Genomic DNA, 26,601 nt, shown 5'->3' with positions numbered 1-26,601 from the left:
GACTCATACTGAATAACCAAATCTTGCCGATTCCATAATAAAGTGGTTTCGTGGCAATAGTAATTGGTATCAGCATGAAAATAGCAAAAAGAAAATTGGTACAGCATCAAAAAGGCATCACCATGATAGAAGTCTTGGTGACATTGTTTGTGCTTTCGATTGGATTGTTGGGTGTTGTATCAATGCAATTTATTGGATCCTTTTCAAATAAGAATGCAATGTCGAGAACTCAGGCTGTTATGGTAACCCAGCAAATGGCTGAACGCTTGAGAGCTAGTGTTAGTGCATCAGACGTAACTGATGGCTTTATCGTTGACAATGCTTACTACAATGCGAATAACTACAACTTCAATAACTTAAGTTGTGGTTCCAGCGCTTCTGATTACAACTGTTTCTGTTTATCTATTCCCGCTGATGTCCCAAATTGTTTAACTGGTGAATGCAGTGCTAGCGACTTTGCCGTGTTCGATGCCTATCAAATGTCTTGCGCTACCGTTGCTTCTAATCCAGCGGCAACAATTTCTGTTAATTGTTCTGACAAAGATGATACTGATGCTGATAGCTGTACTGCCGGTTCTATTCAACAAATTATGGTGAAATGGCCAGCACCAAGTTGGCAAAATCAAGACCGAATTGCCAATAGTGCATGTAATTCAGATGGTTCTGACGACTACGACTGTGTGGTGGTGGAGATTTTATTATGAGGATGTACTCTTCCATATCCAAACAGCGAGGTGTGACCTTAGTTGAATTAATGATAGCGCTTGCTCTAGGGCTTATGATCGCATCTGCGATTGTGAAAATTTTGGTCAGTAATAGCGTGACTGATAAGTTAAATAAAGCAGTCGCCAGTGCTCAAGAGAATGGCCGTTTCATAATATCGCGTATTCGCCAAGACGTACTTATGACGGGGTTCTATGATCCGCTCGATCCCAATCTAAGTCGCCTTGTAGATATTGCCGAAGAGGGCGTGTTTATTCGCAATCATGCTGTGGCGATTCCCAATGATTTTGCAAATCGCCCAGCGCTAGGTTCTATCCAAGGAGCCGATGGTGCAAATGATACCCTAGTCATTGCAAAGCAAGGTTTACGCGATTGTCGAGGTTATAAACTTGGTTACTTAGCCGAGCAAGAATTTTTTGTGGTAAATGAATATTTTGTAGACGATGGAAAACTAAAATGCAGAGGCTTCGACGGTCGTGTTCTGCGTGGACAAAAAGTCGCAGTAGGTAACAATGGTGATGCTGCTTTTACGCTAGTCGACGATGTTTTGAGCTTTCAAGTCATGTATGGCATTACAATTCCAAACAACACAGACGGTGTGACTCGACCGGTCCAATACATAGATGCGAGTGATTTGGAAGATGCACTGGATAACAATGCTTTTGTGGTGGCGATAAGAATTGCCATTGTTGTAAAAGGAGAAGGCGATGGCTTCGTTGACCAACCCGCCAAATTTACATTACTTAACGAAGATACAATCACTGCGCCCGATAAGGGATTGTACAAGGCGTTTGAAACAACAATTACATTAAGAAACGCAAAAAACTTTGCTAAGGGGAGTGCATGAATAAGCAACATGGGTTGGTTATGGTGTTCGCACTATTGGTTCTGCTTTCTATTACTATTTTAGGTATCAGCTCGGTATCAAGTAGTGTGCTACAAACTAAAATGGCAACGTCTTTAGAAAAACGTTCATTTGCATTTGATGCAGCTGAAGCTGCCATCGCAGGTGTTGTGTTTGAATCGGAAGACGAGGGTTTATTGAGTGATCCTGCATTATTGGATCCCTTGTCTGAAGCTAGACAAGCAAATGCGATTGATCTTGCGACCGAAGATTTAAGTTGTTTCGATGACAATCGAGTCACTCGCAATACTACCGCAAGCGGTATGACTTTCAATACTCGACATACGACGATATCAAGGTATAGCGATAGCCCAGCAATAAACTCTTGGTCAAAGACTGTGTTTGTTAGAGAGCAAGCTTGTCGAGGATCAAGTAATGTAATTGGCGGTTCAAATATTAACTGTCATGTATTTTTAGTGCGCGGATGCGGTCAAGCCGATGGTAGTGGTTATGCTGTGGCAAACACATTATCTGCCGCTGTTTTCGCACCTGCGTCTAACTAAGTGGGGGTTTTTATGAATATGAAACGTTCATTTTCATTTGTTGTAGCCTTATTTCTATCTAGCATGATTTCGTTCACCGTTTTGGCCGATGATCTCGAAATCTATACAGGTTCAGGGTCAGCCGCTGTTACCTACAATCCAAATGTACTTTTTATTATGGATACCTCTGGTTCTATGGGAACTAAAGACGATGGTATTGAATCACGAATGCAGAAAGTGCAAAACGCACTGCGAACCGCTTTAGGTAATGCTACTAACATTAACGCAGGATTAATGCGTTTTTCAGACTACGGTGGGCCTATATTATTTCCGATCAATGGTATTGATGCATCGATTTCCCCGGAACTTATAGTACCCGTTACCGCGGGCAGTGATGATGCCTTTGAAGTCGGTGGTAATGTGTATCGAAATGATAGTCAGTTAGAACTAACAAATGGCACAGATACCGTGTGGACAGGTTTACGCTTTCAGGAACTTAATATTCCAAGAGGCGCCACCATTACCAGTGCTGTTATAAGATTTACAAGCGCTGGGATAAATACTGGCGTAAGCCAAATTAGAATTTTTGGTGAGTCGGTCGGAAATTCAAATACCTTTGATAGCACAACTAATAACATCAGTAGTCGAACTAAAACAGGCGCCGTGATCAATTGGAATGCTGACAATAGTTTTCCTTTAACGGATGAAGTTATTGCAACGCCTGATATTTCAGCCGTGGTACAGGAAATCGTAAACCGTGGCGACTGGTGCGGTAACAACAATATGAGCTTTTTATTGGAAGGCACAAGTGCCGACGTAAGTAGTTCTAGACGCGCTTTTTCAAACGAGGATGGAAATAGTCGAGCGCCACAACTTATTATTACTTATGACGATACAACTGCCACTGGCTGTGTCAGCGAAAGACTCATTTATCAAGTTGACCAGCAGGATGAAAATGCTGAAGAACGTTCAAATGGTTATCAATCCACAGGAAGTGAACTTACCTTTGATGCAGGGAATAACGCCTATATTGGTACTCGTTTTAAAAAAATTGCGGTACCTCAAGGTGCAACTATTACCAATGCCTATTTAGAATTTACTGCCTATCAAAATGCCACTAGCAATGGCGCTCAGATGACAATACGTGGCGCAGCAGAAGATGATCCAAAAGATTTCCACCCATATAAGCGTTATATGTTGGCCAATATAGCTAAAACAGCAGCTTCGGTCTCTTGGAGTAATATTCCCAATTGGTATCGTAATAATGATTACCAAAGTCCGCCTGTTACAAGCATAGTGCAAGAGATTGTCAATCGTCCAGGCTGGCAGCCCAACAACGATATGATGTTTGTGATGTCGAACTTCAGTTATGCTAAGCGGGGTGCGTATTCGTATAATGGTAAGCCATCAGGTGCAGTAAGATTGGTCATAGAATACGAAGGAAATGCAACCCCTGGCACTACCTCTACCGTAAGGCAACATTTGATCGGCAAAGTTGATGAGCTAAGTGCAAATGGTTACACGCCAATAGTGGATACTTTATACGAAGCTACTATGTATTATGGTGGTAGAGACGTGTATTACGGTCGCAAACGCGGTGAAAGTAGTACTTCATATTCCGTACGGCGCGCAACTCGCGTAAGTCATAGATCTTCCTACATCGGCGCGGATTCCGTACGTCCCACCGGTTGTACAGATGATAATCTAAACTCTAATGATTGTGTGAATGAATACATCCCTGCGGGAGCAACCTACATCTCACCCATTCAAGATTTACAGTGTCAGGTCAATAATCATATTGTTTTACTGTCTGATGGTGAAGCCAACAACAACCATAGTGTGTCAGAAATTGAAGCTCTGTTAGGTGAAAGTTGTTCTGGTAGCGGTGGTGAAAAATGCGGACTTGATTTAGTGCGTAATATCGCCGATGCCGGAGAGTCAGTTATAGATGCTAGAATTATAACCCACACCATTGGATTTGCTGCCAATGCGACGGCCAATAATTTCTTGAATCAAATAGCGTTACAAAGTGGTGGTGGTTTTTACACCGCGAGTGACAGTGCTGCTTTACTTGAAGCTTTTGAGACGATTTTACGACAAGTTAAAGATGTTAATACTACCTTTGTTTCTCCGGGAGTTGCGGTAAACCAGTTAAACCGACTAACCCATAGAGATGAATTGTATTTTGCGTTATTTAAACCTTCTGAAGGCACAGTATGGCCGGGTAATTTGAAAAAATATCGCATTGAAGGCGATGTGGTGAAAGACAAAAACAACCTCAATGCGGTAGATTCTGGTACTGGATTCTTCTCAGAGAATTCTCATAGTTTTTGGTCTCCTCTTGCCGATGGCAACGATGTAAGACAAGGGGGCGCGATCAGTCGTCTTGATCTGGTACGTAATGTGTATACCTTTGGCGACTCCGCTGGCACTATTTTTACCACACTTAACAAAGTTGAGGAAGGGAACACTACTATCACAGCTGAAGATTTAGCGGTTGATACTTTACCTGATTCGGCTACTTTGCGCTCAGAAGTCTTAAAATGGGCAAGAGGCGTTGATGTGCATGATGAAGATAATGATGGTTTAACGACTGACATCAATATGATGATGGGAGATCCCATTCATTCTCAGCCTATCATAGTCAACTATTCGGCGAATGACAGTGCGATTTTTGTGGCAACTAACCATGGATTCTTACATTCGTTCGATGCGGCTACAGGGGAAGAGAATTTTGCCATTATTCCGCGAGAACTATTAGCTAACTTATACGATTTTTACAGAGATAGTTCATCATTCACCCATTTGTATGGCTTGGATGGAGATATGGTACTTCGCCATTTCGACGACAAGGTTTGGCTATATATAGGTCAGCGTCGAGGCGGTAATAATTATTATGTGTTTGACGTAACCGAAAAACTAAATCCAAAATTTGTTTATAAAATTGATGGCGGGGTAGGTGATTTCGCAAATCTAGGTCAAACATGGTCACGACCAATCATTACCAAAATAAACATTGGTGGCACTGTAAAAGATGTCATGATCATAGGCGGAGGTTATGATGAAAATCAGGACGCCAAGGCTGTTCGCTCCGATGACACTATCGGTAATAGTGTATTCATTGTTGATGCAAATAATGGTGATTTATTATGGTCAGCAAGCAATGCCGCGGCTACCTTAACGCTGCCCCACATGGAATATAGCATCCCTGCTCGAATAGCGGTAATTGATAGAGATTTTGATGGTTTAGCTGATCATCTATATGCTGCTGATATGGGGGGGCAATTGTTTCGCTTCGACATATACAACGGTGAGTCGACCACTGATCTCGTCAAAGGCGGATTAGTAGCTCAATTGGGTGGAGACAGTGCCGAAGAAAACAGACGTTTTTATTATGCGCCAGACGTGTCTGAGATCAGCTTAGGCGACGAACGATACTATGCAGTGGCGTTGGGTTCTGGTTTTAGAGCGGGTCCTCTGAACTCTACAATTCAAGATTATTTCTTCATGATCAAGGATGAAGGTGTTTACCAGCAAGATGAGTATGGTAAGTTTGTATTCCCAAGCACACCTTATGTTGTTGATGATTTATACGATGCGACTGCTCACTTACTCACCTCTTCAGATGAAACGGAAAGAGATCTAGCTGCCAGTACTTTTGCATCAAAGAATGGTTGGCGAATTAAACTGTCTAGTGGAGGAGAGAAAGTATTGTCGTCCCCACTGATCATAGACTACAAGGTATTTTTTACTACCTATTTACCAGCATCAGCCAGCGATAGTTTATGTGCACCGCCAACAGGTAACAGTAGAGCTTATTTAGTTAACTTGTTTAATGCGAATTCTGTCACAGATTTAAATCAAAATGGTGTAGAAGAGCATCAAGATAGATCTGCACAATTAGCGCAAACTGGTATAGCCCCAGACACCAAAATTCTGATCGAAAATATCATCAAACCTGTGGTGTGTTTAGGCGCAGAATGTGTCAGTGCAGTTATCACAGTAGATGAAGATGGCAATGAGGAGGCTTGCGGGACAGCCTTTGAATGTCTGGCTCAAAACATTTATGGGCGGTTCGAACGAGTGCAAAAAGACACTTGGCAAACTGAAGTCGAAAATCAATAAATTATAGTAAGGAAGGCATTTGATGAACACTAAAAAACATACTGTAGGCTTTACGCTCATTGAGCTTATGATAGTGGTCGCCATAATCGGTATTATTGCCGCAGTGGCGTATCCAAGTTACAAAAGTTCAATGGCTTCAAGTTCTAGAAGTACGGTGCAGTCTGATTTGATGGCGTTTGCCAGTGCCATGGAAAGGCATAATGCTTCAACCTTTACCTACAAAGGCGCGGCCTCAGCTGGGGCAAATACGGGAACACCTGCTATTTTTGCCTCCCATTCACCTTCATCTGAACCTGCGGCAAACAAAGCTTATACATTGACGATAAACGCTGTGGACACAGCCGGACAAACATTCCAGTTAAAAGCAACCCCAGTAGATGATACTGTTGTGGAAGATTCTGGCGCCCTTTATTATTTTAGTGATGGCAGAAAAGCTTGGGATAAGAACAACAATGGCACCATTGAAAGTACGGAATATTGCTGGAGTTGTTAAGTGCGCCTAAGGTTGAGTTAAGGGCTAGGCTTGAAGTAGAATAAACAAAAGGACGGATCTACTTTAAGACAGATCGCCAACCCCTAGGAACAAATTTCGGAATTAATGAATGGACTCTTATACACTTCTTGTGTGCAATGGACTTGTCAGTTTTATTATGACACTGACAATGGTGGCTACCTTTCTTACAACGCCAGATGAGAGGTGTCTTGTTGACTGGTCCTTCGCCGGGTTATGTTTTACCTTGTCCAATTTTATGGGCATTGTTTTTATTTACCTCATTGAAACGCCCACCATCTTCTTTCCTAGTATAGGTAACGTGCTTTTTGTCGCAGCATTCGGCTTTATTTACAGCGGGATTCGGCGCCATGTTAAACATAGGTCGGCAATACTGTCAGTGGCTGCCGTGGTGCTAAGTGTTTTGTTTATAAGTTGGATTCCCTCTATCAATCAATCATACGACTACAGAGTACTATTAACTTTTCCGATTGTTATAGGGTTTAATGTATTGAGTATTTTTACCCTGTACAAAGCGAAGAATACTGAATTAAAAAAAGCCTATTGGCCGTTAATTAGTGTGCTTAGCATATTCTCTCTTCTCATCCTTATTCGACCACTGTCAACTTTCATAAACATCGATTTATTGAGTTTGCTGGGACAGGATTTTATGCAAACTTCTGGAAGCTTATCAGTAATTGGTTTTATTTTTTTAATGACTATCGGATTCGTAACTCTCATTCAATGGGAAAAAGAAATCGCATTACAACAGTTATCTATTACCGATAATCTGACTGGCTGGTTGAATCGTCATGCTCTGCATAAGATTGCTAAAGCTGAATTCGAGAGAGCCCGTAGAGAGCACAATGAATTAGTTTTCGTGTGTATTGATATTGATAATTTCAAAAATGTGAATGACAGTAAGGGGCATTTAGTAGGAGATAAAGTTATTCAAAAAATGTGTCATAAAATAAGTGAGTTAACTAGAGATTATGATAATCACTTTAGAATAGGCGGTGATGAATTTGTGATTATTTTTGGTAACACCACAGTGCTAGAAGTGCAAAGGATTGTAAATCGAATTACTGAATTAGTTTCCTCTACTGAAGTAAACTTTAAGAACGAGCAGGTGACAATCACTGTCAGTATTGGCCTCGCCAAAATGCAACACTCTGATCATGATTGGCTAGAAATTTACGATAGGGCGGACGAGGCGCTTTATAAGGCTAAGCGCAATGGTCGAAATCAAAGCGTGTTTGTAGACTAACTAACCGCAGTTGATTATTTGGTTGCCATTTTCATGTATCCCATCTTTATTCGCATCTGTGCTCAATCGTACGCGCCCTTGTAGACTTAAATAAATTCCTCTAGACATAGTTTGCTGATCTTTAGAGGTACAAATTCTGATACTTGAAGGCGAAGATAAGTCGCCAATACTATGAAATCTTATGGCTCTGCTGGGTCCTGTTCTAATTAATTGATCATCAGATGCTTGAATAACTCTCAGTAAATCTTCATCGTCATCTCTATAGCCATCAAAATCTTTATCAGGAAACGTCATTATCATCGATGTCCAATCATTATATTGACAGTCTTTAAGGTTAATTGTGGGACAGACAACAGAGTTGATATTGTTATTAATGGCACTAAATCGAGCAAATTGTAAAAGACCACTCATTTGGTTTACTGCACTAATGATTTTTGCTTTTAAAATTATTGTTTGAATGCCAGGAATAGCAAAAAAATAGAGGCTACTGGCAATTGAAATTACCATTACTAGTTCTAATAAAGTCACACCACGTTGATGCCGCAAAGTTTTTCTCCATTCTTAAGCGTAAACCTAAGTATGAAGTGATGGAGTAATGTAAAATACTGTTCGTTAGATCAGAATTTAACTACAGCTTAGGGGATCGCCAGAGCTATCCTCGTGAACATCATCGTTATCGCTGTCTTCACTTAGTTTGATTCTACCTTGAAAACTGATACGTAACTCTCTAGCTAAGGTTGCATCATTATCTTCTGTACACAAAAGAAGATTGGTAGCTAGACTCGCTGAACCTGATGCATCAAAGGCAATAGTTATATTTGGACCTGTTAAATTGTTCGATGTATCTACTGCATCTGTGGTAAATAGCAATGCTTCTGTAGAATCACGATTGCCGTTCAAATTGCTATCAATAAACACAATTTTTGGTAAATCCCAATTCGTATTGTCACAAGTCGCAAAATCAGAAGAGGGGCAAATAACACTAACAGCTTGTTGATCTATGGCAGAGAAACGCGCGAATTGAAAGGCGCCACTGGTTTGGTTGATAGTTGCGGCGATACGGTTTTTCTTGACAATCAGCTGCGCATTAGGAGCTACAACAGTCAATAATATTGCGGCAATAGCTAAAGTAATTAGCATTTCCAGCAATGTTACACCTAATTGTCGTTTTTCTGTTCTTAACTCACTTAACACTTCAAACCCCTTCTGCTAGCGAGTACACTATAACTAAGTTATCGGACAACTTGGGTATATCTTCAACCTGCCTATTAGCAGAATTTATACCCTCATCTAATAAGACATTGATAAGAAAAAATAATGAAAGATAAAATTATTGCTGAGATGAAGGTGCTTCCTTCTATTGATCCTGCCCATGAAGTTGAAAAGCGCGTGGCGTTTATAAAAAAACAGTTAATCGCTTCAGGATTAAAAACGCTAGTGTTAGGCATTAGCGGTGGAATCGACTCTTGTACTTTGGGCAAATTAGCACAATTAGCGATTGAACAACTTAACCAAGAAAAAGCGACTGAAGAATATCAATTTATTGCGGTTCGTTTGCCTTACGATACACAAGCGGATGAGGAGGATGCGCAATTAAGTCTTGATTTTATTCAGCCTAGCATGAGTTTAACCACTAATGTAAAACCAGGCGCCGACGCTATTCACCAAGTGGCTGTTGATGCTTTAAAACAAGCTGGTGGCTATAATGTGTCACCACACGCTGATGATTTTGTAAAAGGCAATACCAAGGCGAGAACTCGCATGGCTATTCAATTTGATATTGCAGGATTGACTAAAGGTTTGGTCTTAGGCACAGATCATTCGGCTGAAAATATCACGGGTTTTTACACTAAATTTGGCGACGGAGCCTGTGATCTTGCTCCCTTGTTTGGTCTTAGCAAAAGGCAGGTACGCCAAGTAGCATTATTCTTAGGTGCGCCTGCGAAAATTGTCCACAAAGCGCCTACAGCAGATTTGGAGAGCTTAAATCCGCAATTAGCTGATGAAGATTCATTGGGCTTAACATACGAGCAAATAGATGACTTCTTAGAAGGCAAAAACTTCGATAAGCAAGTTGATAAAAAATTAATTGATATCTACACTCGTACTCAACATAAACGCTTACCTATACCAACAATTTACGATTAGTTATGAAAAAAATAGAAGCAATAATAAAACCATTTAAACTAGACGACGTGAGAGAAGGTTTATCCGCCGCGCATATTACGGGTATGACAGTTACTGAAGTGCGTGGTTTTGGAAGACAAAAAGGGCATACAGAGCTTTACCGTGGTGCTGAATACCAAGTCGATTTTATTCCTAAGTTAAAGATTGAGCTTGTAGTTGCAGATGAGCAAGTTGAACGCATTATTGAAATCATAAAAGATTGTGCAAACACTGGGCAAATCGGTGATGGAAAAATCTTTGTCGTTGATGTACAGCGAGCCATTCGTATCCGTACAGGTGAAGAAAATGACGAGGCTTTAGATTGATTGGAAAACAGCGATTGGACGATGCCAATCGCTGTTTTTAATTGTCGTTGGGCTTAATGGTTACAGCCACCAACACCATGGACGTGTCCATGTGCTAATTCTTCTTCAGTTGCAGGCCTAACGTCCTCGATTTTTACATCGAACACCAAGGTTTTGTCCGCTAAAGGATGGTTACCGTCTACAGTAACTGACTCGGCATCCTTATCAACAATAGTCACAGATTGTTCACCATGATCTGTCGTTGCTCTGAAGCTCATTCCTACTTCTACGTCCATTCCTTCAAACATACTGATAGGAACTCTTTGCACTAAATTTTCGTTTCTATTTCCGTATGCTTTATCTGGCGCTATAGTCACTGAAAACTCGTCTCCAGCAACTTTGTCATAAAGCGCTTCTTCTAAACCAGGAATCATATAATTACTGCCTTGAATAAAGGCGAGTGGTTCTTGATTCACAGACGAATCGATTTCTTCACCTTTATCAGTCTTTACTGAGTAATGGATGATAACAACATGATTGTTCGCTATTTGCATTAAAAATCCTATACCTTAGGCGTTGTTGGAAAATTCGTATGGATGAGGTAATACAGTGAAGGTTACCTCGCTATCTTTTAAGCGTAACACATCTGAATACTCAGTGTCATTTGGCAAGACTGCCAGCACCCTTGTTGTGCTGTCATCTACGGCAGACCTTATAAGTGTACCACTGCGTCGCCAGTTATCGCCTATTTGCTTTTCTAATGTATCGCCAGCATTAAGATTCTCTAGTACCTGATCAGCCTCTAATAGAAATAATGCTCGTTTGTTTTTACCAAGGAACTTAGTTCGTGCAACTACCTCTTGCCCCATATAACAACCTTTATTGAAATCAATGCCATTGAGTAGCTGCAAATTAAACATTTGAGGTACATATTCATTGCAAGTGGCTTGTTGCACATTACCAATGCAATCTGATATTTCTAAATAATCGAAATAGGCTTCAGGGGCATAGGCAGTAGACATAGCATCATCTATCACTTGCTTACCTTGATGTGTGAATACACAAAGGTAGCGGGCTTGAGAAATGTCTATTAGGGTGATAGAGCCTACAGATTCTTCAACTGTTTCTAGATGTTTTGTTGGTAATTTGGAAAACAGGTTTCTTAATGTTTTCTCAGCTTGTTCTCCCGAAGCGCCCACCAAAAAAAGATCCTCGGCGATGGTGATATCAACCTTGGCAAATACACCATACTTTTTGAGTTGTTCTATGGATGCATCTGCACCTTGATGATGACCAATCATTAGAAAATCATTTTGAAATTTTTGCAGATAACTTTGCTGCCACATTTTTCCTTTAAAATCGCAATGGGCAGTCAACCTGCTTTGTCTAGGTTCCCATTGTTCAGTATTCACCGTAAGTTGACCATGCAGGTATTTGGCACTTTCTTCACCACTGACTCGAATTGCGCGTAATGACGTCAATTCAGCAATAAAATCTCGCATTAATGTTTCCATAGTCGATGTTTATATTATTTCTATAGTGTGGGGGTAAAGCGTTAGATTACAATAGTTCCTGTAAATTTGAATTTTTTTGCCAGCTATTCCCAAGTACAGTGTGGAATATATTTTGATGTGATAAAATATTGTCTGTTTTTACGTGGAGGATGATTGTGGAAGAAATCTTTGAAGCTAAACGCTTAGCTCGTCTTAAATGGGCATGTAGACGTGGTATGTTGGAGTTAGACGTACTGTTGATGCCTTTTGTTGAGCAGGCTTTTGATGATTTGAGCTATCAACAAAAAGTAGTCTTTGAGAAATTACTGACCAGTGATGATCCTGATTTGTTCGCGTGGTTCATGGGGCATCAAAAGTGTCCGCAGCCAGATTTTGCACAAATGATTGAAACGGTTAAAACATCAATTAAAATCGAATAAATCATGTTCTCCGATAAGGTGGTAATTAAACAACCAGCCTATTTAGAAATTGTTATTATTTTCATTATGGCTGTTCTCTTCGATGTTTACTTGGCCGCCGATATGACTGATTGGGCACTAGTTGTATTCCACCTTTTGACCTTTGCTATTGTGTTACGGCTTGCAACTGCCTATGATGTGTGTGAGCTTTGCTTAAGTTTACAAACCAAACAAATGAAAGTTCGATGGCAAGACGTTAATGCATTCAAGGATGCACAAATTGGTGCGAAAAGCTTGGTTAGCCCATTTGCAGTGCTTATATGGTTAGAATGTGAAGAAAAACGAAAACCAATTCTTTTATTTCGACGTAAAATAAATGAGCGGCTATTCCGGTCTATTTGTCGACATATTATTTGGTTATCACAAGTCAGGGAGAAATAAATGATAGGGTTGTATGCGAAAGCGTTAGTGTATACTCCTAAGGATTTTATCCAGCCTATCGCTTTACCTGAGATAAAGTTGTCCACATCTGTATTACCTACCACCAAGCAAATTAATGCCTATAACAGCCTGACTGGTTGGAATCAGTTACAAACTACGCTAATTCATCCTAATTTTGTACAGGTACTCTCTTTACCTATGCAATTACGCATGATGGTAAGTAAACCTTTTCCTTTTAAACCTTTAGGTTTGGTGCATATCGCGAACCAAATCGAGGTCTATAATTTGCCCAATATCGACAATTCGATGCATATCACTACGCATTTTGGACAGTTGTTTTCGCATAAGCGCGGGGTGGTTTTTGAAGTAATTACCACAGCTCGGAAAAATGACAACATATCGATAAGAGGAACAAGTTATTATCTTGCTCGGATCACAGAAAAAAATGAGAGTGATACTCAATCACTACCTACATTTAAAGCGTTAAGCGCAGCGTCCGGTAAAAACCAAAGTGAGGTGGTAGATATAGACGCTTTTGGATTTAGTGAAGACTGCGGTAGGCGTTACGCTAGAGTCTCTGGAGATTACAATCCAATCCATTTGTGGCCGATTACTGCAAGTTTGTTCGGCTTTAGACAAGCAATCGCTCATGGCATGATGACAAAAGCGAAAGCCTTTTCTTCCCTATACCAAGCCAACCCTTCGTTTTTTACATCGCCAGAGGCAGCGAAAGGGTATCAAATAAACTGCGATTTTATGACGCCAATAATGTTGCCCAGTCAATTAAACCTGCGTCAACAGCAGGAGGCCAAGTTTCTGACGTTTGATGTAACGTCAATTGTCAGAAATAAAGCAAGATCTCACATGAAAGGCAACATTAGTCTATTGGATTAACAAAGTTATTGTGGGTATCTTTTCGGATTACTGTGGGACCTGATTCATCTAGTTGATTCGGATAATCTACATTATAGTGCAGTCCGCGACTTTCTTTTCGTTGCATAGCACAAGTCACAATAAGTTGAGCAATGCAAACAAGGTTTCTTAGTTCCAGCATATTATTGCTAACCTTAAAATTAGAATAATATTCATCAATTTCTTGTTTCAACAACATTATTCTACGCATAGCCCTTTCAAGTCTCTTATTAGTGCGAACTATGCCCACATAATCCCACATGAAAAGACGCAATTCATGCCAGTTGTGTTGAATAATAACCACTTCGTCAGAGTTAATTACTCGGCTCTCGTCCCAAGGTTTTATTTCGCAAGGTGCATGAGGGATATCGAAGTGTTCGAGCATGTGCTTGGCACAAGCATGGGCAAACACCACACATTCAAGCAAGCTATTGCTTGCCATCCGATTGGCCCCATGTAAACCGGTGTAGGCAACTTCACCTATGGCATACACATTATCTAAATTGGTTCTAGCATCTAGATCAGTAACAACACCACCGCAGGTATAGTGAGCGGCTGGAACAACTGGGATAGGTTGGCGTGTGATATCAATTCCCAAAGAGCGGCACTTGCGGTAAATGTTTGGAAAGTGTTTGACAATAAAGTCGCTAGGTTTGTGACTAATGTCCAGATACATACAGTCTTCACCCAAGCGTTTCATTTCAAAATCGATAGCTCTTGCGACTATGTCTCTAGGGGCCAAATCAGCTCGTTCATCGAATTTATGCATAAACTTTGTGCCATCAGCATGGCATAAAAATGCGCCTTCTCCACGCAAAGCTTCAGTAATCAAAAAGTTTGCAGCATCAGGGTGATATAAACAGGTTGGATGAAATTGATTAAATTCCATATTGGCAATTTCACAACCAGCACGCCAAGCCATAGCTATACCATCGCCTGAAGACACATCTGGATTTGACGTGTATTGATAGACTTTACTAGCGCCCCCAGTGGCAAGTGCAATAAAACGAGCTCGAATGATTTCTACTTGCTCTTTCTTGCGATTCCAAACATAGGCACCAATGCATTTTTTGTCTTCTTTATGTTGCTTGATTAAATCAATAGCGTTGTAACGCTCGAATAAATGAATGTTAGGATGATGAGCAACATTCTCTGAGAGGGTATTTTGTACTGCCATTCCTGTAGCATCGGCAGCATGCAGTATACGTCTATGGCTATGACCACCTTCACGGGTTAGATGGAATTTAGCATTACCTTCAGCATCTTTCTCTTGGTCAAAAGGAACGCCTCGACCAATTAACCATTGCATGCTAGTTTTCGCATTTTCCGCTGTAAAGCGTACGACGTCCGGGTTACAGATTCCACCGCCGGCAATCAAAGTATCTTCAATATGGCTCTCGATAGAATCGTCATGGTCAAACACTGCCGCTATGCCGCCTTGGGCATAACGCGTACTGCCTTCATCTAAATCGCTTTTACTTAACACTATGACGTTACAGTGGTCTGCCATTTTTAATGCTAAGCTTAAACCGGCTGCGCCACTGCCTATTACTAAAAGATCGCAACGATGTTCAACTGTGGTCGACATAAAATTTTACTTGTTTTTTTATAAGAGAACCCTTATTTCCACTATTTGGATTAGGTGTTTGAAAATAAAAAAGTCTACAATTTTCAAGACGTCTAATTTGTTAAATGTAAAAATAGCGATAAAAGTTCACTACAGCAGAAAATAAAATCGAACTTTATACAAAACTATCGGTCAATACTAGAGTCTAGTCGATATACGAAGTTATTATTTATGTAAAAGGCTACTCTTAATACTTGCCGAAGCCATAAAATAGAAAATAGGAGTCATGGCTTTACATGAGCGAGCAAAAAACAGACCACGAGTTGGTTAAATTAGTACAGCAAGGAAATAAGAACGCTTTTAACTTGCTAGTGGTGAGACATCAGAACAAGGTAATGAATATTGTTGCTCGCTATGTAAAAAATTCTGGGGATGTGGCGGATGTTACCCAAGAGGCGTTTATTAAGGCGTACAGAGCGTTGCCCAATTTCCGCGGAGAAAGCGCGTTTTATACCTGGCTGTATAGAATTGCAGTAAATAGCGCAAAGAATTATCTGACGTCAATTGGTAGAAAGCCGCCTGCTAGCGATGTTGATGCTCAGGAAGCTGATTATTATGACGGAAGCGATGCACTCAAAGAAAACGCATCGCCTGAACGAAATCTTCTGTCAGAAGAGTTAAGACAGAAAATGTTCGAGACGATTGATAAGTTACCTGAAGATTTGCGTGTGGCTATTACCTTGCGTGAATTGGAAGGCTTAAGTTATGAAGAAATTGCGGCTGTGATGGAGTGCCCAGTAGGTACTGTAAGGTCGAGAATTTTTAGAGCTAGAGAAGCTTTAGATTCTGTTATCGAACCTTTGGTAAGACAATAGGTCATAACAGTGAAAGACGAAGAATTTATAATAAAATGTTGAAGTTTTGATTTAGACTAAAGAGTGTTTGCTCAACGGTTGTAAAATTTAGCAACAACTGACAAAATAAGAGCTCAACAGTGATTGTTGAGACACAGGAAACAGTGTATGTCACAAAAGTTTGAAAATTTGTCTGCAGTAATGGATGGTGAAGTTGAAGAGTCATCTGTAATAAAGACTATCTCGCAAGACTCAGAAATGAGCCAAAAATGGAAGAGTTACCACCTTTCTCGGGATCTGCTTAGAGGCGACGCGTCAGAAGATTTTGGTTTTGACATTAGCGCAAGAGTGGCTGAAGCCTTGGAAAGCGAGTTACCCATAGTAGCGCCCAAACCTAGCTGGAAAGAAAGCCCGTTAATGGCGTCAGTTATTCCGTTATTCAAACAAAGTTCTCAGTTTTTAGCCGCTGCCTGTGTTACTGCTGTCGTGATTTTTGGTTTCCAGTCATACAATCAGCCTGAAGAAGCACAGCCTTTCATAGCTGCTCCATCGCCTTTTGGACCTATTGGTGGATTGACGCCTGTTAGTCTCTCTGAAACCTCTAGCAATGTTCAAAACCAAGAAGCGAAAAGAAGAGAATTGCAAATTAAACAAATGACAGCATTGTTGAATGATCACGATTTGCAATTGCGCTTAAAGCAATCTTCTACCGAAGATGAAGAAACGGTTGAAGAACAAGAGCAGCCTAATCCAGAACAGTAATTTTCATGTCGTTATTAAAAAATATCTTAAATAAACGCACCATTTTGAGTGCGTTTATTATTTTCACTAGTTGTGTCTGTTCAGCTTTCCAAGCGACAGAGCCCACCAACGAACCTTCAGATGTTCAGCCAGAAGTGAGTGATACTAGAAATTTCACGTCAGCTGACGATTGGCTTAAATATATGTCACTAAGCATCGATGATGCGTCATTTGAAGCATTTTTTGTTGTTAACACAGATAAAAAAGAAACACAGCCTTATTTATGGCGCAAAGGTAAAACCCAAGACGGTATTCCTATAGAACAATTGAGTTTGTTGAATGGGCCAGGGTCTGAACAGTTCGCTTATCAGGGTAAGGTCAGTATTATTGAACCAGGATATCCCGCTTATAGCATTGCTGGCGATTATGTTCGCAGTCCGATTCCAGACGCCTTGATGCGATCTTCTGAGCTGTTAGAAAAGGGGTACGATAGTATCATAATGGCGCGCAATCGCATTGCGGGTAGAATGGCGCAACAAGTGCGAGTAGTCAGTAAAGATAAAACACGCTTTGGTTATCATTTATGGATTGATGAAACCACAGGCATGTTATTAAAGCTAAATACTTATAATCTTGAAGGTCAGTTGATTGAACAGATTCAGATGACTCAGATTAAATTTGGTGATGAAGTTGATCAGGTATTTGCTAATTTTAATCCTGATTACTTACCCGAAGTCAGGACTGTTTACGCCAATCAAGAAATCCCCTTTTCGTGGGATGTAAGTTACATGCCCGTGGGGATGGAAGTGGTCAAAAGAAGTCAGCATAGAATACAAGGCACAGGCCAGCTAACTGAGTATATTATGCTATCTGATGGATTAATTGATGTGTCCATTTATTTGATTAAAGCCAATTTGGCCTTTGATGAAAAACAATCTTGGCATTCTGGTTTAAATGCCGTGGTAACAAAGTCTGATGGCCAATATCAAGTGACAGTATTAGGCCGACTACCAAGTCAAACTGCATATAAAATTGCTAATTCTATTATTTTGGTAGATCAAAAATGATTGAAGAGATTGCGGTTGTAGTTAAATCTCTTGGCTCCAAAGCCTTAGTAGAAACTCAAGTTAAAACAACCTGTGGTCATTGCCAAGTCAAAGACAATTGCGGCACCAGCACGATAGCAAAGGCGTTTAGCAATAAAACACAACAATTTTATGTGGAAACACCAGAACCATTAGCAATGGGGCAACAGGTAAAAATTGGAATTCCTGAGCAAAATCTTTTAATTGCCTCCATGTTGGTTTATCTATTGCCACTTTTGTCACTTATTTTAGTGGCATTTGTTGGTCAGGTACTGCTAAGCGATGTGCATGAACTTATTGTGGTTGTGGCAAGTTTTTTTGCGGCATTTTTAACTTTTGTTTGGGTTAGCAGATTGCTTAAGTCAGCCAAGATGCAAGGGAAATTTGATCCAATCTTTATATCTCAGTTGTCAGGCAAAAGCGAGAGAATTGAACATTCCATATTTACCAAGCAAATTGATGACTGATTAAGGCACTTGGCAAATTAATATGCCTTCAATAACTCAGCTTCACCCAATTTGTAACTATCCAAATTTGCCGCTTATAGCATGTTAAACAAATTCGAGAACTAAAAGGCGTGAATTCCCCTTTTTTTCTTTGCTATGTGGCAACATTTGTCGCAATTTAGCCCAGAAAATTGTAATATTCGCGCTCTTTGAAATTACAAAACGAATTAGGTAGCAGCTTTACAGGGAGCAATGCACTCAGTTAAAGACTAATTATCTGATTTGGCACTCTAATTGCTGCAATGATTAACATTTTAAAACCTGTGCAGATAGGGTGTTAGTACCCAACAAATGGCTGGAATATAAGTCTTATATGAAATTTGAAAACATCCGTAACTTTAGCATCATTGCCCACATCGACCATGGAAAATCTACACTTTCAGATCGTCTTATACAATTTTGTGGTGGATTGACCGATCGTGAAATGGCGGAGCAGGTGCTCGACTCAATGGATATCGAGAGAGAACGTGGTATCACTATCAAAGCGCAAAGCGTTACTCTTCATTATAAGGCAAAAGACGGAGAAACTTACCAGCTAAACTTTATCGATACTCCCGGACACGTTGATTTTACCTATGAAGTATCCCGTTCTCTAGCAGCTTGTGAAGGTGCTTTGCTGGTGGTTGATGCTGGGCAAGGCGTTGAAGCTCAGACATTAGCGAATTGTTACACAGCCATAGATTTGGATATGGAAGTGGTCCCAATACTGAATAAAATTGATTTGCCCCAAGCAGAACCAGATCGCGTTGCTGAAGAAATAGAAGATATAGTTGGCATAGATGCCATAGACGCTGTTCGTTGCTCAGCAAAAACTGGTGTAGGTATCGAAGATGTGTTGGAAGAAATTGTAAAACGCATTCCTCCCCCAGTTGGAAAAGCAGATGAGCCATTGCAGGCCCTTATTATTGATTCTTGGTTTGACAATTACCAAGGGGTCGTTTCTTTGGTACGTATTGTAAATGGCGAATTGAATAGTAAAGACAAAATTAAAATCATGTCTACTGGCCAGGTTTATCAAGCGGATAAAATCGGTATCTTTACCCCAAAGCAGACTGAAACTAAGGTACTTAAAACCGGCGAAGTAGGGTTTATCATTGCAGGCATCAAAGAAATACATGGTGCGCCTGTTGGGGATACCATAACCTTATCTCGGCAGCCTTGTGAGAAACAATTGCCCGGATTTAAGAAAATCAAACCTCAGGTCTATGCGGGCTTGTTCCCAGTAAGTTCAGACGATTATGAAGATTTTAGAGACGCATTGTCTAAATTAAGCTTAAACGATGCATCCTTATTTTATGAGCCAGAAAGTTCTACTGCATTAGGGTTTGGTTTCCGTATCGGTTTCTTGGGCATGCTGCACATGGAAATTATTCAGGAGCGTCTAGAACGAGAATACGATCTTGATTTGATTACCACTGCACCAACGGTTATTTACGAAGTAAAAACCACAAAAGGTGAAATAGTAAAAGTTGATAATCCATCGAACTTTCCGGCAGTAAATGATATCGAAGAGATACGCGAGCCAATAGTTGTGGCTAACATTCTTGTTCCCCAAGATTACCTAGGTAATGTTATTACGCTCTGCGTTGAAAAGCGCGGTGTACAAACACATATGACTTATCACGGTAAGCAAGTTGCGGTGACTTATGAATTACCTATGGCCGAAGTGGTCTTAGATTTCTTTGACCGTTTGAAAAGCACAAGTAGAGGCTTTGCATCATTGGACTATAATTTTAGCCATTTTAATGCTGCCGATATGGTGCGATTAGACATTTTAATTAACGGCGAAAGAGTAGATGCCCTTGCGGTTATAACACACCGCAGTAATGCACAATATCGTGGTCGTGATCTGGTTGAAAAACTACGAGAACTTATACCGCGTCAGATGTTTGATATTGCGATACAGGCTGCAATTGGCAACCATGTAATTGCAAGAAGCACTGTCAAACAACTGCGTAAAAACGTAATTGCTAAATGTTATGGTGGCGATGTCAGTCGTAAGAAAAAGCTATTGCAAAAGCAGAAGGAAGGTAAGAAACGTATGAAACAAGTGGGTAACGTTGAATTGCCACAGGATGCGTTTTTAGCAATATTAAAGGTAGATAATTAATGGCAAATTATTTTTCAATATTTTTAGTCGCTATCAGTGCTATTACTGGCTTAGTTTGGCTTGTTTATGCCAAGTTTCTAGCGCCGCAACCGGCTGAAAATGGTCCTAATGAAAATGCTAATGAGGCCCTTGGGACTAAAGATGAGGAGTTACCTCCATTTGTCGACTTCTGCAAACAGATGTTTCCCATATTTTTCGGTGTTATGGTGTTTCGTTCTTTCATTTACGAACCTTTTCAAATCCCCTCTGGCTCCATGATGCCTACCTTGCTAACAGGCGATTTTATTTTAGTAGAGAAGTTTTCATATGGTTTAAAGGATCCTGTTACGCGAACAGAATTTTTGGAAACCGGAGAGGTAAAACGCGGTGATGTTGTGGTTTTTAAATATCCAGTGGATCCAAATGTAGACTTCATCAAACGAGTGGTAGGCTTGCCTGGTGATAAAATCCTATACCGCAATAAGCAAGTGTTTATCACACCGCGTTGTGAAACCGGGACAAACTGCCCTGAAACTATTATTGCAGAGCAAAAGTCTTTAGGCACTGGGCTATACAGTTTGCGTGGATTTCCGTTGTCATTGTTTTCTGAAAACTTAGATGGTGTAGAACATCACATCCTTAAAAATAATCAAGCGCCCAACGCTTCTTATAGCGTAACAGTGCCTGAAAATAGCTATTTTGTAATGGGTGATAACCGTGACCACAGTGATGACTCAAGAGGTTGGGGCTTTGTACCTGAAGAGAATTTAGTCGGTAAAGCCGTATTCATCTGGATAAGTTTTGAATTTGAACGTCAAGAAGAGGACTTTTTACCTACTTGGATTCCTACAGGTGTAAGATTCAACCGTATAGGTTCAATAGGCTAGTGAATAGTACCAAATTAGCTCAGTTGCAAACTTCAATTGGTTATCAATTCAATGACCAAGATTTATTGCTCTTGGCCTTAACCCATAGAAGTGCGGCGAAACAGCATAATGAGCGGTTAGAGTTTTTAGGTGACTCTGTTTTAGGTATGGTTATTGCCGATACTTTGTTCGCCAAGTTCCCTGAGGAACCAGAGGGAACTTTAACCCGCATGCGTGCGTCCTTGGTGAATCGCACGACACTCGCTAAAATCGCTAGGGAATTAGCGCTTGGAGAGCTAATAATTCTAGGATCTGGTGAGTTAAAAAGCGGAGGAAGAAGGCGCGATTCTATTCTTTCAGACACTGTAGAGGCTATTATTGGTGCTATATTCTTGGATGCAGGCTTTTTTGAAGCGCAAAAATCTATCACAAATTTGTTTAAGCAACGGGTTGAAAAACTAGATCCTTCAGCACAAATTAAAGATAGTAAAACCCAATTACAAGAGTTCTTACAGTCAAGAAAGATCGCTTTGCCTGAATACAAAGTAATTGAAGTAAGTGGTATGGATCATGCCCAGACTTTCGAAGTTAGCTGTGAAATTGAGGGTGCAGACATAGTCACAACAGCAACGGGAAAAAGCCGTCGAATAGCCGAGCAAAAAGCAGCTGAAGCGGCGTTAGAGAAATTAGTGAAATGACAAAAACAAAATGCGGCATGGTGTCTATCATTGGCCGACCAAATGTAGGTAAATCAACCATACTCAATCGAATTTTGGGTCAGAAAGTAAGTATTACCTCACGCAAACCACAAACCACTCGGCATCGTATCATTGGCATCGATACTCAAGACAACGCACAGGCAATATACGTGGATACGCCTGGCCTGCATAAAGAAGAAAAAAGAGCTATCAATAAACTGATGAATCGGGCCGCGAGTAGTTCTTTTGGTGATGTGTTTTTAGTGTTATTTGTTGTTGAGGGTACACGCTGGCTACCAGACGACGAAATGGTTCTGCAGAAAGTGAAGGATGCAGGTTTACCCTGTTGGTTAATCGTCAACAAGATCGATAAGGTGGCTGAACAGGGTGATCTTATGGAAACCCTAGAACGATTGAATAAGTTGCATGATTTTGAACAAGTATTGCCTGTGTCGGCAAAACAGGGAAAACAGATCGAAAAACTACGCCAGCTCATACTCTCTAAGCTACCAGAATCAGAATTTTTCTTTCCAGAGGATTATGTGACCGATCGCTCTAGTCGCTTTATGGCGGGAGAAATTATCCGTGAAAAGCTGATGCGTTTTACCGGAGATGAATTGCCATACTCTGTCACAGTAGAGATTGAACAGTTTAAACTTGCACCCAACGGCGTCTATCATATCAACGGTTTAATTTTGGTAGAGCGTGCCAGTCAAAAGCCTATGGTAATAGGTAAAAATGGTAGCCATATTAAAACCATAGGTGCTGAAGCTCGCAAGGACATGGAAAAGTTGTTTGATAACAAAGTATTTCTTGAATTGTGGGTTAAAGTGAAGTCCGGTTGGGCTGATGATGAGAGAGCGCTTCGTTCGTTAGGGTATGACGAAGATTTTCGTTAGAATGTTGGAGCAGTCATGAAACCGCTACAGGATTTTCGTAAAGAATATAAACTTGGGCGCTTACAAGAATCTGAATTAACAGATGACCCCATTGATTTATTTAAACAGTGGCTACATCAGGCTATTGAATCAGAGTTACCAGATCCCAATGCAATGACAGTAGCTACTGTAGATGCGGATGGACAGCCAAGCCAAAGAATTGTGTTGCTTAAAGATGTATCCGAACAAGGCTTTGTTTTTTATACCAACCTAGGCTCAAAAAAAGCGCAAGATCTGAAATCAAACGCTAAAATATCTTTGCATTTCCCTTGGTACATTCTGGAGCGCCAAGTAAAGGTATGCGGTACTGCAGAAAAGTTATCCCGTAGCCAAGTCTTAAAATATTTTCTATCTCGCCCTAGAGACTCGCAATTAGGTGCATGGGCCAGTCAGCAGAGCCAACCTATTTCAACGCGAGAGTTATTAATGACGCAATTTTTTCAAATGAAAGAAAAATTTGCTAAGGGTGAAATTCCACTGCCTGATTTTTGGGGCGGATACTTGGTTAAACCTCATCAAATCGAGTTTTGGCAAGGCGGAGAGCATCGTTTGCATGATAGATTTGAATACAATTTGCAAACAGACGGAAACTGGCGTTATCATCGATTAATGCCCTAAAAACTCAATGTTCTGTTGTCTAAAATGGAATTAACTCACTTCATCGAATATATAAAAGAAAAACCCGAGGTAGTAGAGGACTATCCATTCGGCCCTGAGGTAAAGGTGTTCAAAGTACAGGGTAAAATGTTTGCGCTAGTATCTCGTAGAGAAGGTAAATACTTTATTAATCTAAAATGCGATCCTCTTGAAGCGATCCAACTTCGAGATATTTTTGCCGCAATCAAGCCTGGCTACCATATGAATAAGAAGCATTGGAACACTGTGGAGTTAGATGCTAGTTTGCCGCCAGGTGAGATTGAGCGAATGATTGATAACTCTTTTTTGCTTGTAGCAAAAACACTTAAAAAAGAGTTACGAGATTACATATTGCGGCAATGCGACTAGTCTACAATATGATAGATAGCCATTGCCACATAGATTTACCTGCATTTGATACCGATAGAGCCGAAGTGCTCAACAAAGCTAAAAGCTTGGCAGTCAGTAAGCTTTTGGTGCCTGGCTTACACCTCTGGCAATTCGATACGTTACTTGACCTACAAGCAATTTATCCAGAGCTTGATATTTGTTTTGGTTTACACCCTTACTTTCTTCGTCAGCATGCACCCGTGGATAGCAAAAACAAAATAACCTCGTTAGCAGAGAAAGTAAGCCAACATGTAAATCAAATAGTGGCTATAGGTGAAACAGGTTTAGATGCGGTAATTGATGTGCCCATGGTCGAACAAATTGAATTGTTGGAAGCGCAAATTGCTATTGCAAAAACCTTCAATAAGCCTCTTGTACTTCATCATAGGCAAAGCCATAACGAACTAATTCAAGTATTAAAATCAACTCGATTTAGCCTCGGCGGCAGTATTCATGCATTTTCGGGAAGTTACGAAATAGCAAAAACTTACCTTGATTTAGGCTTTGTTTTAGGGGTTGGTGGGACTATTACTTATGCGCGGGCAAAAAAAACCAGACAAGCGATAGCTAAGGTCGGCATCCAACATTTGGTATTAGAAACCGATGCGCCTGATATGCCCATTTTTGGTTTTCAGGGGCAGCGTAATACGCCAGAAAGATTACCCTTAATTGTTGATGCATTATCTGACCTGCTACACATTGATAGCAAAACCATTAAAAACATCAGCACGGAAAATTATCAGAGAACTTTTTCATCCCCAATTAAATGACGATAGCGAAATTTGTAAAACAAGCGGGTTAATAATATAGATAAAATGACCGTTAGCACTATGATCACAGCTGTTTGCGAAAGCTGTCCCTGACTGAAGTTTCTGTGGTGCTGAGTAACTTCTTCCCGATTCAAAATCAGTTTGATATAGCCGATTACTTGATTATTACTATCAACAATGTCTTCAACAAACACTAACGGAGCCGTGTTTTTCTTACTGATAATATCAACCACCGACATCATGCCTAATGGTTGATTAATGCGTTCGCCTAATTTGTTAAAGATGACCGCGCCTTCTACAAAGCGACCTTGATTAATCACTTCAACATAGTAAGTCAATAGATCGTCTTGTTTGTTTTCCATGGGAACAGCGACCATTTTTGCAGCCTGCCGAGTTAAACCTCGACCTAATTGTTCGGATTCTATCTGATACCATTGCTGGGCATTTACGCTGTGCATCAACCATAAATTTACCGCTAAAATCCCTGCGCAGATAAAAATAATCGCGGTAGATATGCGTTTAAAAATGGCAAAATTTTGTTGTTTTTGATGCTGCATACAGATGTTTTATAACATTTACGTCCAGTTTCTTCTCATGACATTAGAGGAAAACAGCATATTTGCCAAGTCTTTTGGTTTACACTTAAGACGAATTAGGTAATATGGCGGTAATTTAAATCCTAGTCATTTTATTTTTATTATGGAATCTGTATTTTCCTTGTCAGACTTAGATCTTCCCGATGTAACCTCAAGCTTGGCCTCATGTGATTTTTTGAACAATAAGCAAAGCCTTCATGTGGAATTTGATGGCGCTAGTTTTCATAGCTCTGAAGAATTGCTTCCGGCGCCGAAATCCGAACACCAAGTACTCGTATTGGTCGGTCAAGGTATTAATCTATGGGTTATCTGCCAGCTGATGCGTGATCTCAAAATAGACAATGTGAGACTCTTCCATCATCCATTTAATATGCAATTTGGACAGCAGGTGGTTTTGTGTGAACTTCTAACTGAAGTGAATGAGTTGAGTAATATTCGGCTCATTGGGTTAGGGGCTAAGTATCATATGGATATTTTTAACCAATCAGAGGTCTGTTTAACCAGCCCAGGTATTTTGGTGATGGATATGGATTCCACCATTATTGAAATTGAATGTATAGATGAAATTGCGGGCTTGGCAGGTGTCAAAGATAAAGTGGCTGAAGTTACTGAACAAGCTATGCGAGGGGAAATTGCTTTTACTGATTCCCTTAAATATAGGGTTGCTTGTTTGCAAGGGGTAGAACTCAACAAACTAAATCTCATTCGCCATCGTTTGCCCATAAATCAGAATTTTTTGGCGACTATGCAAATACTCAAACAGCACGGTTGGAAGCTTGTTTTAGCCTCTGGCGGTTTTACCTTCTTTGCCGATTATGTGAGAGATGTTGCAAACCTTGATCATGCGTTCAGTAATCTGTTAGAAGTTGAAGATGGTAAACTTACCGGTAAGGTTATTGGTCAAATTGTCGATGCTCAGCGCAAAGCAGATATTCTGGTTAACCTGACACAAGAATATGATTTTCCAAAACGACAAAGTGTGGCAATTGGAGATGGCGCAAACGATCTAGTCATGATGGGTGAAGCTGGTCTTGGCGTCGCATTTAGAGCCAAACCTGCGGTGCAAGAGGCCGCTGATGCAGCTATCAATGTGACGAATTTTGAAAGCCTGCTCTATATGATGAAGTAAGAGGTTTCA

29 protein-coding genes are annotated in these 26,601 nt (G+C 40.4%); 23 read left to right on the top strand and 6 right to left on the bottom strand.

Annotated features, from left to right (window positions below):
* Positions 1-74 precede the first annotated feature (74 nt).
* The 6 genes from pilV to ACNKW3_RS07420 all read left to right on the top strand — a co-directional run bounded on the left by pilV (position 75) and on the right by ACNKW3_RS07420 (position 7,991).
* Positions 75-704 (top strand): type IV pilus modification protein PilV, encoded by a 630-nt coding sequence (pilV, locus tag ACNKW3_RS07445; RefSeq protein ID WP_427398660.1) that lies wholly within the window; start codon positions 75-77, stop codon positions 702-704.
* Positions 701-1,570 carry a PilW family protein gene (locus ACNKW3_RS07440; RefSeq protein WP_427398659.1) on the top strand — a complete coding sequence of 290 codons (870 nt, stop codon included), beginning with the start codon at positions 701-703 and terminating at the stop codon, positions 1,568-1,570. The genes pilV and ACNKW3_RS07440 overlap by 4 nt, the downstream gene beginning before the upstream one ends.
* Complete coding sequence (locus tag ACNKW3_RS07435; RefSeq protein WP_427398658.1) at positions 1,567-2,130, top strand: pilus assembly protein PilZ; 564 nt, start codon at positions 1,567-1,569, stop codon at positions 2,128-2,130. The genes ACNKW3_RS07440 and ACNKW3_RS07435 overlap by 4 nt, the downstream gene beginning before the upstream one ends.
* A gap of 18 nt (positions 2,131-2,148) precedes the next feature.
* Positions 2,149-6,234, top strand: coding sequence for a PilC/PilY family type IV pilus protein (locus tag ACNKW3_RS07430; protein WP_427398890.1), 4,086 nt, complete (start codon positions 2,149-2,151; stop codon positions 6,232-6,234).
* A gap of 22 nt (positions 6,235-6,256) precedes the next feature.
* Complete coding sequence (locus ACNKW3_RS07425) at positions 6,257-6,727, top strand: type IV pilin protein (protein ID WP_427398657.1); 471 nt, start codon at positions 6,257-6,259, stop codon at positions 6,725-6,727.
* A 109-nt stretch (positions 6,728-6,836) separates the two neighbouring features.
* On the top strand, positions 6,837-7,991 hold the full coding sequence (locus tag ACNKW3_RS07420) for a GGDEF domain-containing protein (RefSeq protein WP_427398656.1): 1,155 nt from the start codon (positions 6,837-6,839) through the stop codon (positions 7,989-7,991).
* Here ACNKW3_RS07420 and ACNKW3_RS07415 read toward each other — a convergent pair whose 3' ends face one another.
* Together ACNKW3_RS07415 and ACNKW3_RS07410 are read right to left on the bottom strand one after the other, a co-directional pair.
* On the bottom strand, positions 7,992-8,537 hold the full coding sequence (locus tag ACNKW3_RS07415; protein WP_427398655.1) for a GspH/FimT family pseudopilin: 546 nt from the start codon (positions 8,535-8,537) through the stop codon (positions 7,992-7,994).
* Between the two features lie 78 nt (positions 8,538-8,615).
* A complete protein-coding gene (locus ACNKW3_RS07410; RefSeq protein ID WP_427398654.1) occupies positions 8,616-9,185 on the bottom strand; it encodes a GspH/FimT family pseudopilin in 570 nt (189 codons plus the stop codon).
* Between the two features lie 120 nt (positions 9,186-9,305).
* On the opposite strand from ACNKW3_RS07410, the gene nadE reads away from it, so the two are divergent.
* Both nadE and ACNKW3_RS07400 read left to right on the top strand, forming a co-directional pair.
* A complete protein-coding gene (gene nadE / locus ACNKW3_RS07405; RefSeq protein WP_427398889.1) occupies positions 9,306-10,139 on the top strand; it encodes an ammonia-dependent NAD(+) synthetase in 834 nt (277 codons plus the stop codon).
* 2 nt (positions 10,140-10,141) lie between these two features.
* Positions 10,142-10,483 (top strand): P-II family nitrogen regulator, encoded by a 342-nt coding sequence (locus ACNKW3_RS07400; RefSeq protein ID WP_427398653.1) that lies wholly within the window; start codon positions 10,142-10,144, stop codon positions 10,481-10,483.
* Positions 10,484-10,536: 53 nt separating this feature from the next.
* Here ACNKW3_RS07400 and ACNKW3_RS07395 read toward each other — a convergent pair whose 3' ends face one another.
* Together ACNKW3_RS07395 and ygfZ are read right to left on the bottom strand one after the other, a co-directional pair.
* Positions 10,537-11,016, bottom strand: coding sequence for an FKBP-type peptidyl-prolyl cis-trans isomerase (locus tag ACNKW3_RS07395; protein WP_427398652.1), 480 nt, complete (start codon positions 11,014-11,016; stop codon positions 10,537-10,539).
* Positions 11,017-11,031: 15 nt separating this feature from the next.
* Entirely contained in the window at positions 11,032-11,964 is a 933-nt protein-coding gene (gene ygfZ, locus ACNKW3_RS07390; RefSeq protein ID WP_427398651.1) for a tRNA-modifying protein YgfZ, read from the bottom strand.
* Positions 11,965-12,140: 176 nt separating this feature from the next.
* Here ygfZ and ACNKW3_RS07385 point away from each other — a divergent pair, with 176 nt between their 5' ends.
* From ACNKW3_RS07385 to ACNKW3_RS07375, 3 genes are read left to right on the top strand one after another with little or no spacing between them, the layout of a single operon-like run.
* Positions 12,141-12,395 carry a succinate dehydrogenase assembly factor 2 gene (locus tag ACNKW3_RS07385; protein WP_427398888.1) on the top strand — a complete coding sequence of 85 codons (255 nt, stop codon included), beginning with the start codon at positions 12,141-12,143 and terminating at the stop codon, positions 12,393-12,395.
* Positions 12,396-12,398: 3 nt separating this feature from the next.
* Positions 12,399-12,815, top strand: a complete 417-nt coding sequence (locus ACNKW3_RS07380) for a hypothetical protein (protein ID WP_427398650.1) — start codon at positions 12,399-12,401, stop codon at positions 12,813-12,815.
* Positions 12,816-13,709, top strand: coding sequence for a MaoC/PaaZ C-terminal domain-containing protein (locus ACNKW3_RS07375; RefSeq protein WP_427398649.1), 894 nt, complete (start codon positions 12,816-12,818; stop codon positions 13,707-13,709).
* Here ACNKW3_RS07375 and nadB read toward each other — a convergent pair.
* The gene (gene nadB / locus ACNKW3_RS07370) at positions 13,693-15,315 is read right to left on the bottom strand and encodes an L-aspartate oxidase (RefSeq protein WP_427398648.1); all 1,623 of its coding nucleotides are present in this window, start codon (positions 15,313-15,315) and stop codon (positions 13,693-13,695) included. The two genes, ACNKW3_RS07375 and nadB, sit on opposite strands and share 17 nt — an antisense overlap.
* A gap of 275 nt (positions 15,316-15,590) precedes the next feature.
* On the opposite strand from nadB, the gene rpoE reads away from it, so the two are divergent.
* The 11 genes from rpoE (at position 15,591) to ACNKW3_RS07315 (ending at position 24,867) form a co-directional block, all read left to right on the top strand.
* Entirely contained in the window at positions 15,591-16,169 is a 579-nt protein-coding gene (rpoE, locus tag ACNKW3_RS07365; protein WP_427398647.1) for an RNA polymerase sigma factor RpoE, read from the top strand.
* A 147-nt stretch (positions 16,170-16,316) separates the two neighbouring features.
* Positions 16,317-16,910 (top strand): RseA family anti-sigma factor, encoded by a 594-nt coding sequence (locus ACNKW3_RS07360; protein ID WP_427398646.1) that lies wholly within the window; start codon positions 16,317-16,319, stop codon positions 16,908-16,910.
* A 5-nt stretch (positions 16,911-16,915) separates the two neighbouring features.
* On the top strand, positions 16,916-17,956 hold the full coding sequence (locus ACNKW3_RS07355; protein ID WP_427398645.1) for a MucB/RseB C-terminal domain-containing protein: 1,041 nt from the start codon (positions 16,916-16,918) through the stop codon (positions 17,954-17,956).
* Positions 17,953-18,441: a SoxR reducing system RseC family protein gene (locus tag ACNKW3_RS07350; RefSeq protein ID WP_427398644.1), complete on the top strand. Its 489-nt coding sequence runs from the start codon at positions 17,953-17,955 to the stop codon at positions 18,439-18,441. Before ACNKW3_RS07355 ends, ACNKW3_RS07350 begins: the two co-directional genes overlap by 4 nt.
* Positions 18,442-18,793: 352 nt before the next feature.
* Complete coding sequence (gene lepA / locus ACNKW3_RS07345) at positions 18,794-20,590, top strand: translation elongation factor 4 (protein ID WP_427398643.1); 1,797 nt, start codon at positions 18,794-18,796, stop codon at positions 20,588-20,590.
* On the top strand, positions 20,590-21,456 hold the full coding sequence (lepB, locus tag ACNKW3_RS07340; protein WP_427398642.1) for a signal peptidase I: 867 nt from the start codon (positions 20,590-20,592) through the stop codon (positions 21,454-21,456). Before lepA ends, lepB begins: the two co-directional genes overlap by 1 nt.
* A complete protein-coding gene (gene rnc / locus ACNKW3_RS07335; RefSeq protein WP_427398641.1) occupies positions 21,456-22,133 on the top strand; it encodes a ribonuclease III in 678 nt (225 codons plus the stop codon). The genes lepB and rnc overlap by 1 nt, the downstream gene beginning before the upstream one ends.
* On the top strand, positions 22,130-23,032 hold the full coding sequence (gene era, locus ACNKW3_RS07330; RefSeq protein ID WP_427398640.1) for a GTPase Era: 903 nt from the start codon (positions 22,130-22,132) through the stop codon (positions 23,030-23,032). The genes rnc and era overlap by 4 nt, the downstream gene beginning before the upstream one ends.
* 15 nt (positions 23,033-23,047) lie before the next feature.
* The gene (gene pdxH, locus ACNKW3_RS07325; RefSeq protein WP_427398639.1) at positions 23,048-23,689 is read left to right on the top strand and encodes a pyridoxamine 5'-phosphate oxidase; all 642 of its coding nucleotides are present in this window, start codon (positions 23,048-23,050) and stop codon (positions 23,687-23,689) included.
* Positions 23,690-23,713: 24 nt separating this feature from the next.
* On the top strand, positions 23,714-24,076 hold the full coding sequence (locus ACNKW3_RS07320) for an MmcQ/YjbR family DNA-binding protein (RefSeq protein ID WP_427398638.1): 363 nt from the start codon (positions 23,714-23,716) through the stop codon (positions 24,074-24,076).
* An 8-nt stretch (positions 24,077-24,084) separates the two neighbouring features.
* Positions 24,085-24,867: a TatD family hydrolase gene (locus tag ACNKW3_RS07315; RefSeq protein WP_427398637.1), complete on the top strand. Its 783-nt coding sequence runs from the start codon at positions 24,085-24,087 to the stop codon at positions 24,865-24,867.
* On the opposite strand, the gene ACNKW3_RS07310 is transcribed toward ACNKW3_RS07315, so the two are convergent.
* A complete protein-coding gene (locus ACNKW3_RS07310; RefSeq protein WP_427398636.1) occupies positions 24,837-25,424 on the bottom strand; it encodes an AhpA/YtjB family protein in 588 nt (195 codons plus the stop codon). The genes ACNKW3_RS07315 and ACNKW3_RS07310 overlap by 31 nt on opposite strands.
* A 142-nt stretch (positions 25,425-25,566) precedes the next feature.
* Between ACNKW3_RS07310 and serB the strand changes: the two genes are divergently transcribed.
* Positions 25,567-26,592 (top strand): phosphoserine phosphatase SerB, encoded by a 1,026-nt coding sequence (gene serB, locus ACNKW3_RS07305; protein WP_427398635.1) that lies wholly within the window; start codon positions 25,567-25,569, stop codon positions 26,590-26,592.
* The last annotated feature ends 9 nt before the right edge of the window (positions 26,593-26,601 follow it).

This window comes from Glaciecola sp. 1036, from assembly GCF_050306235.1.
Classification (GTDB): domain Bacteria; phylum Pseudomonadota; class Gammaproteobacteria; order Enterobacterales; family Alteromonadaceae; genus Glaciecola.
Note: the sequence above shows the minus strand (reverse complement) of the source record. Positions and strands in the feature narration are given on the sequence as shown.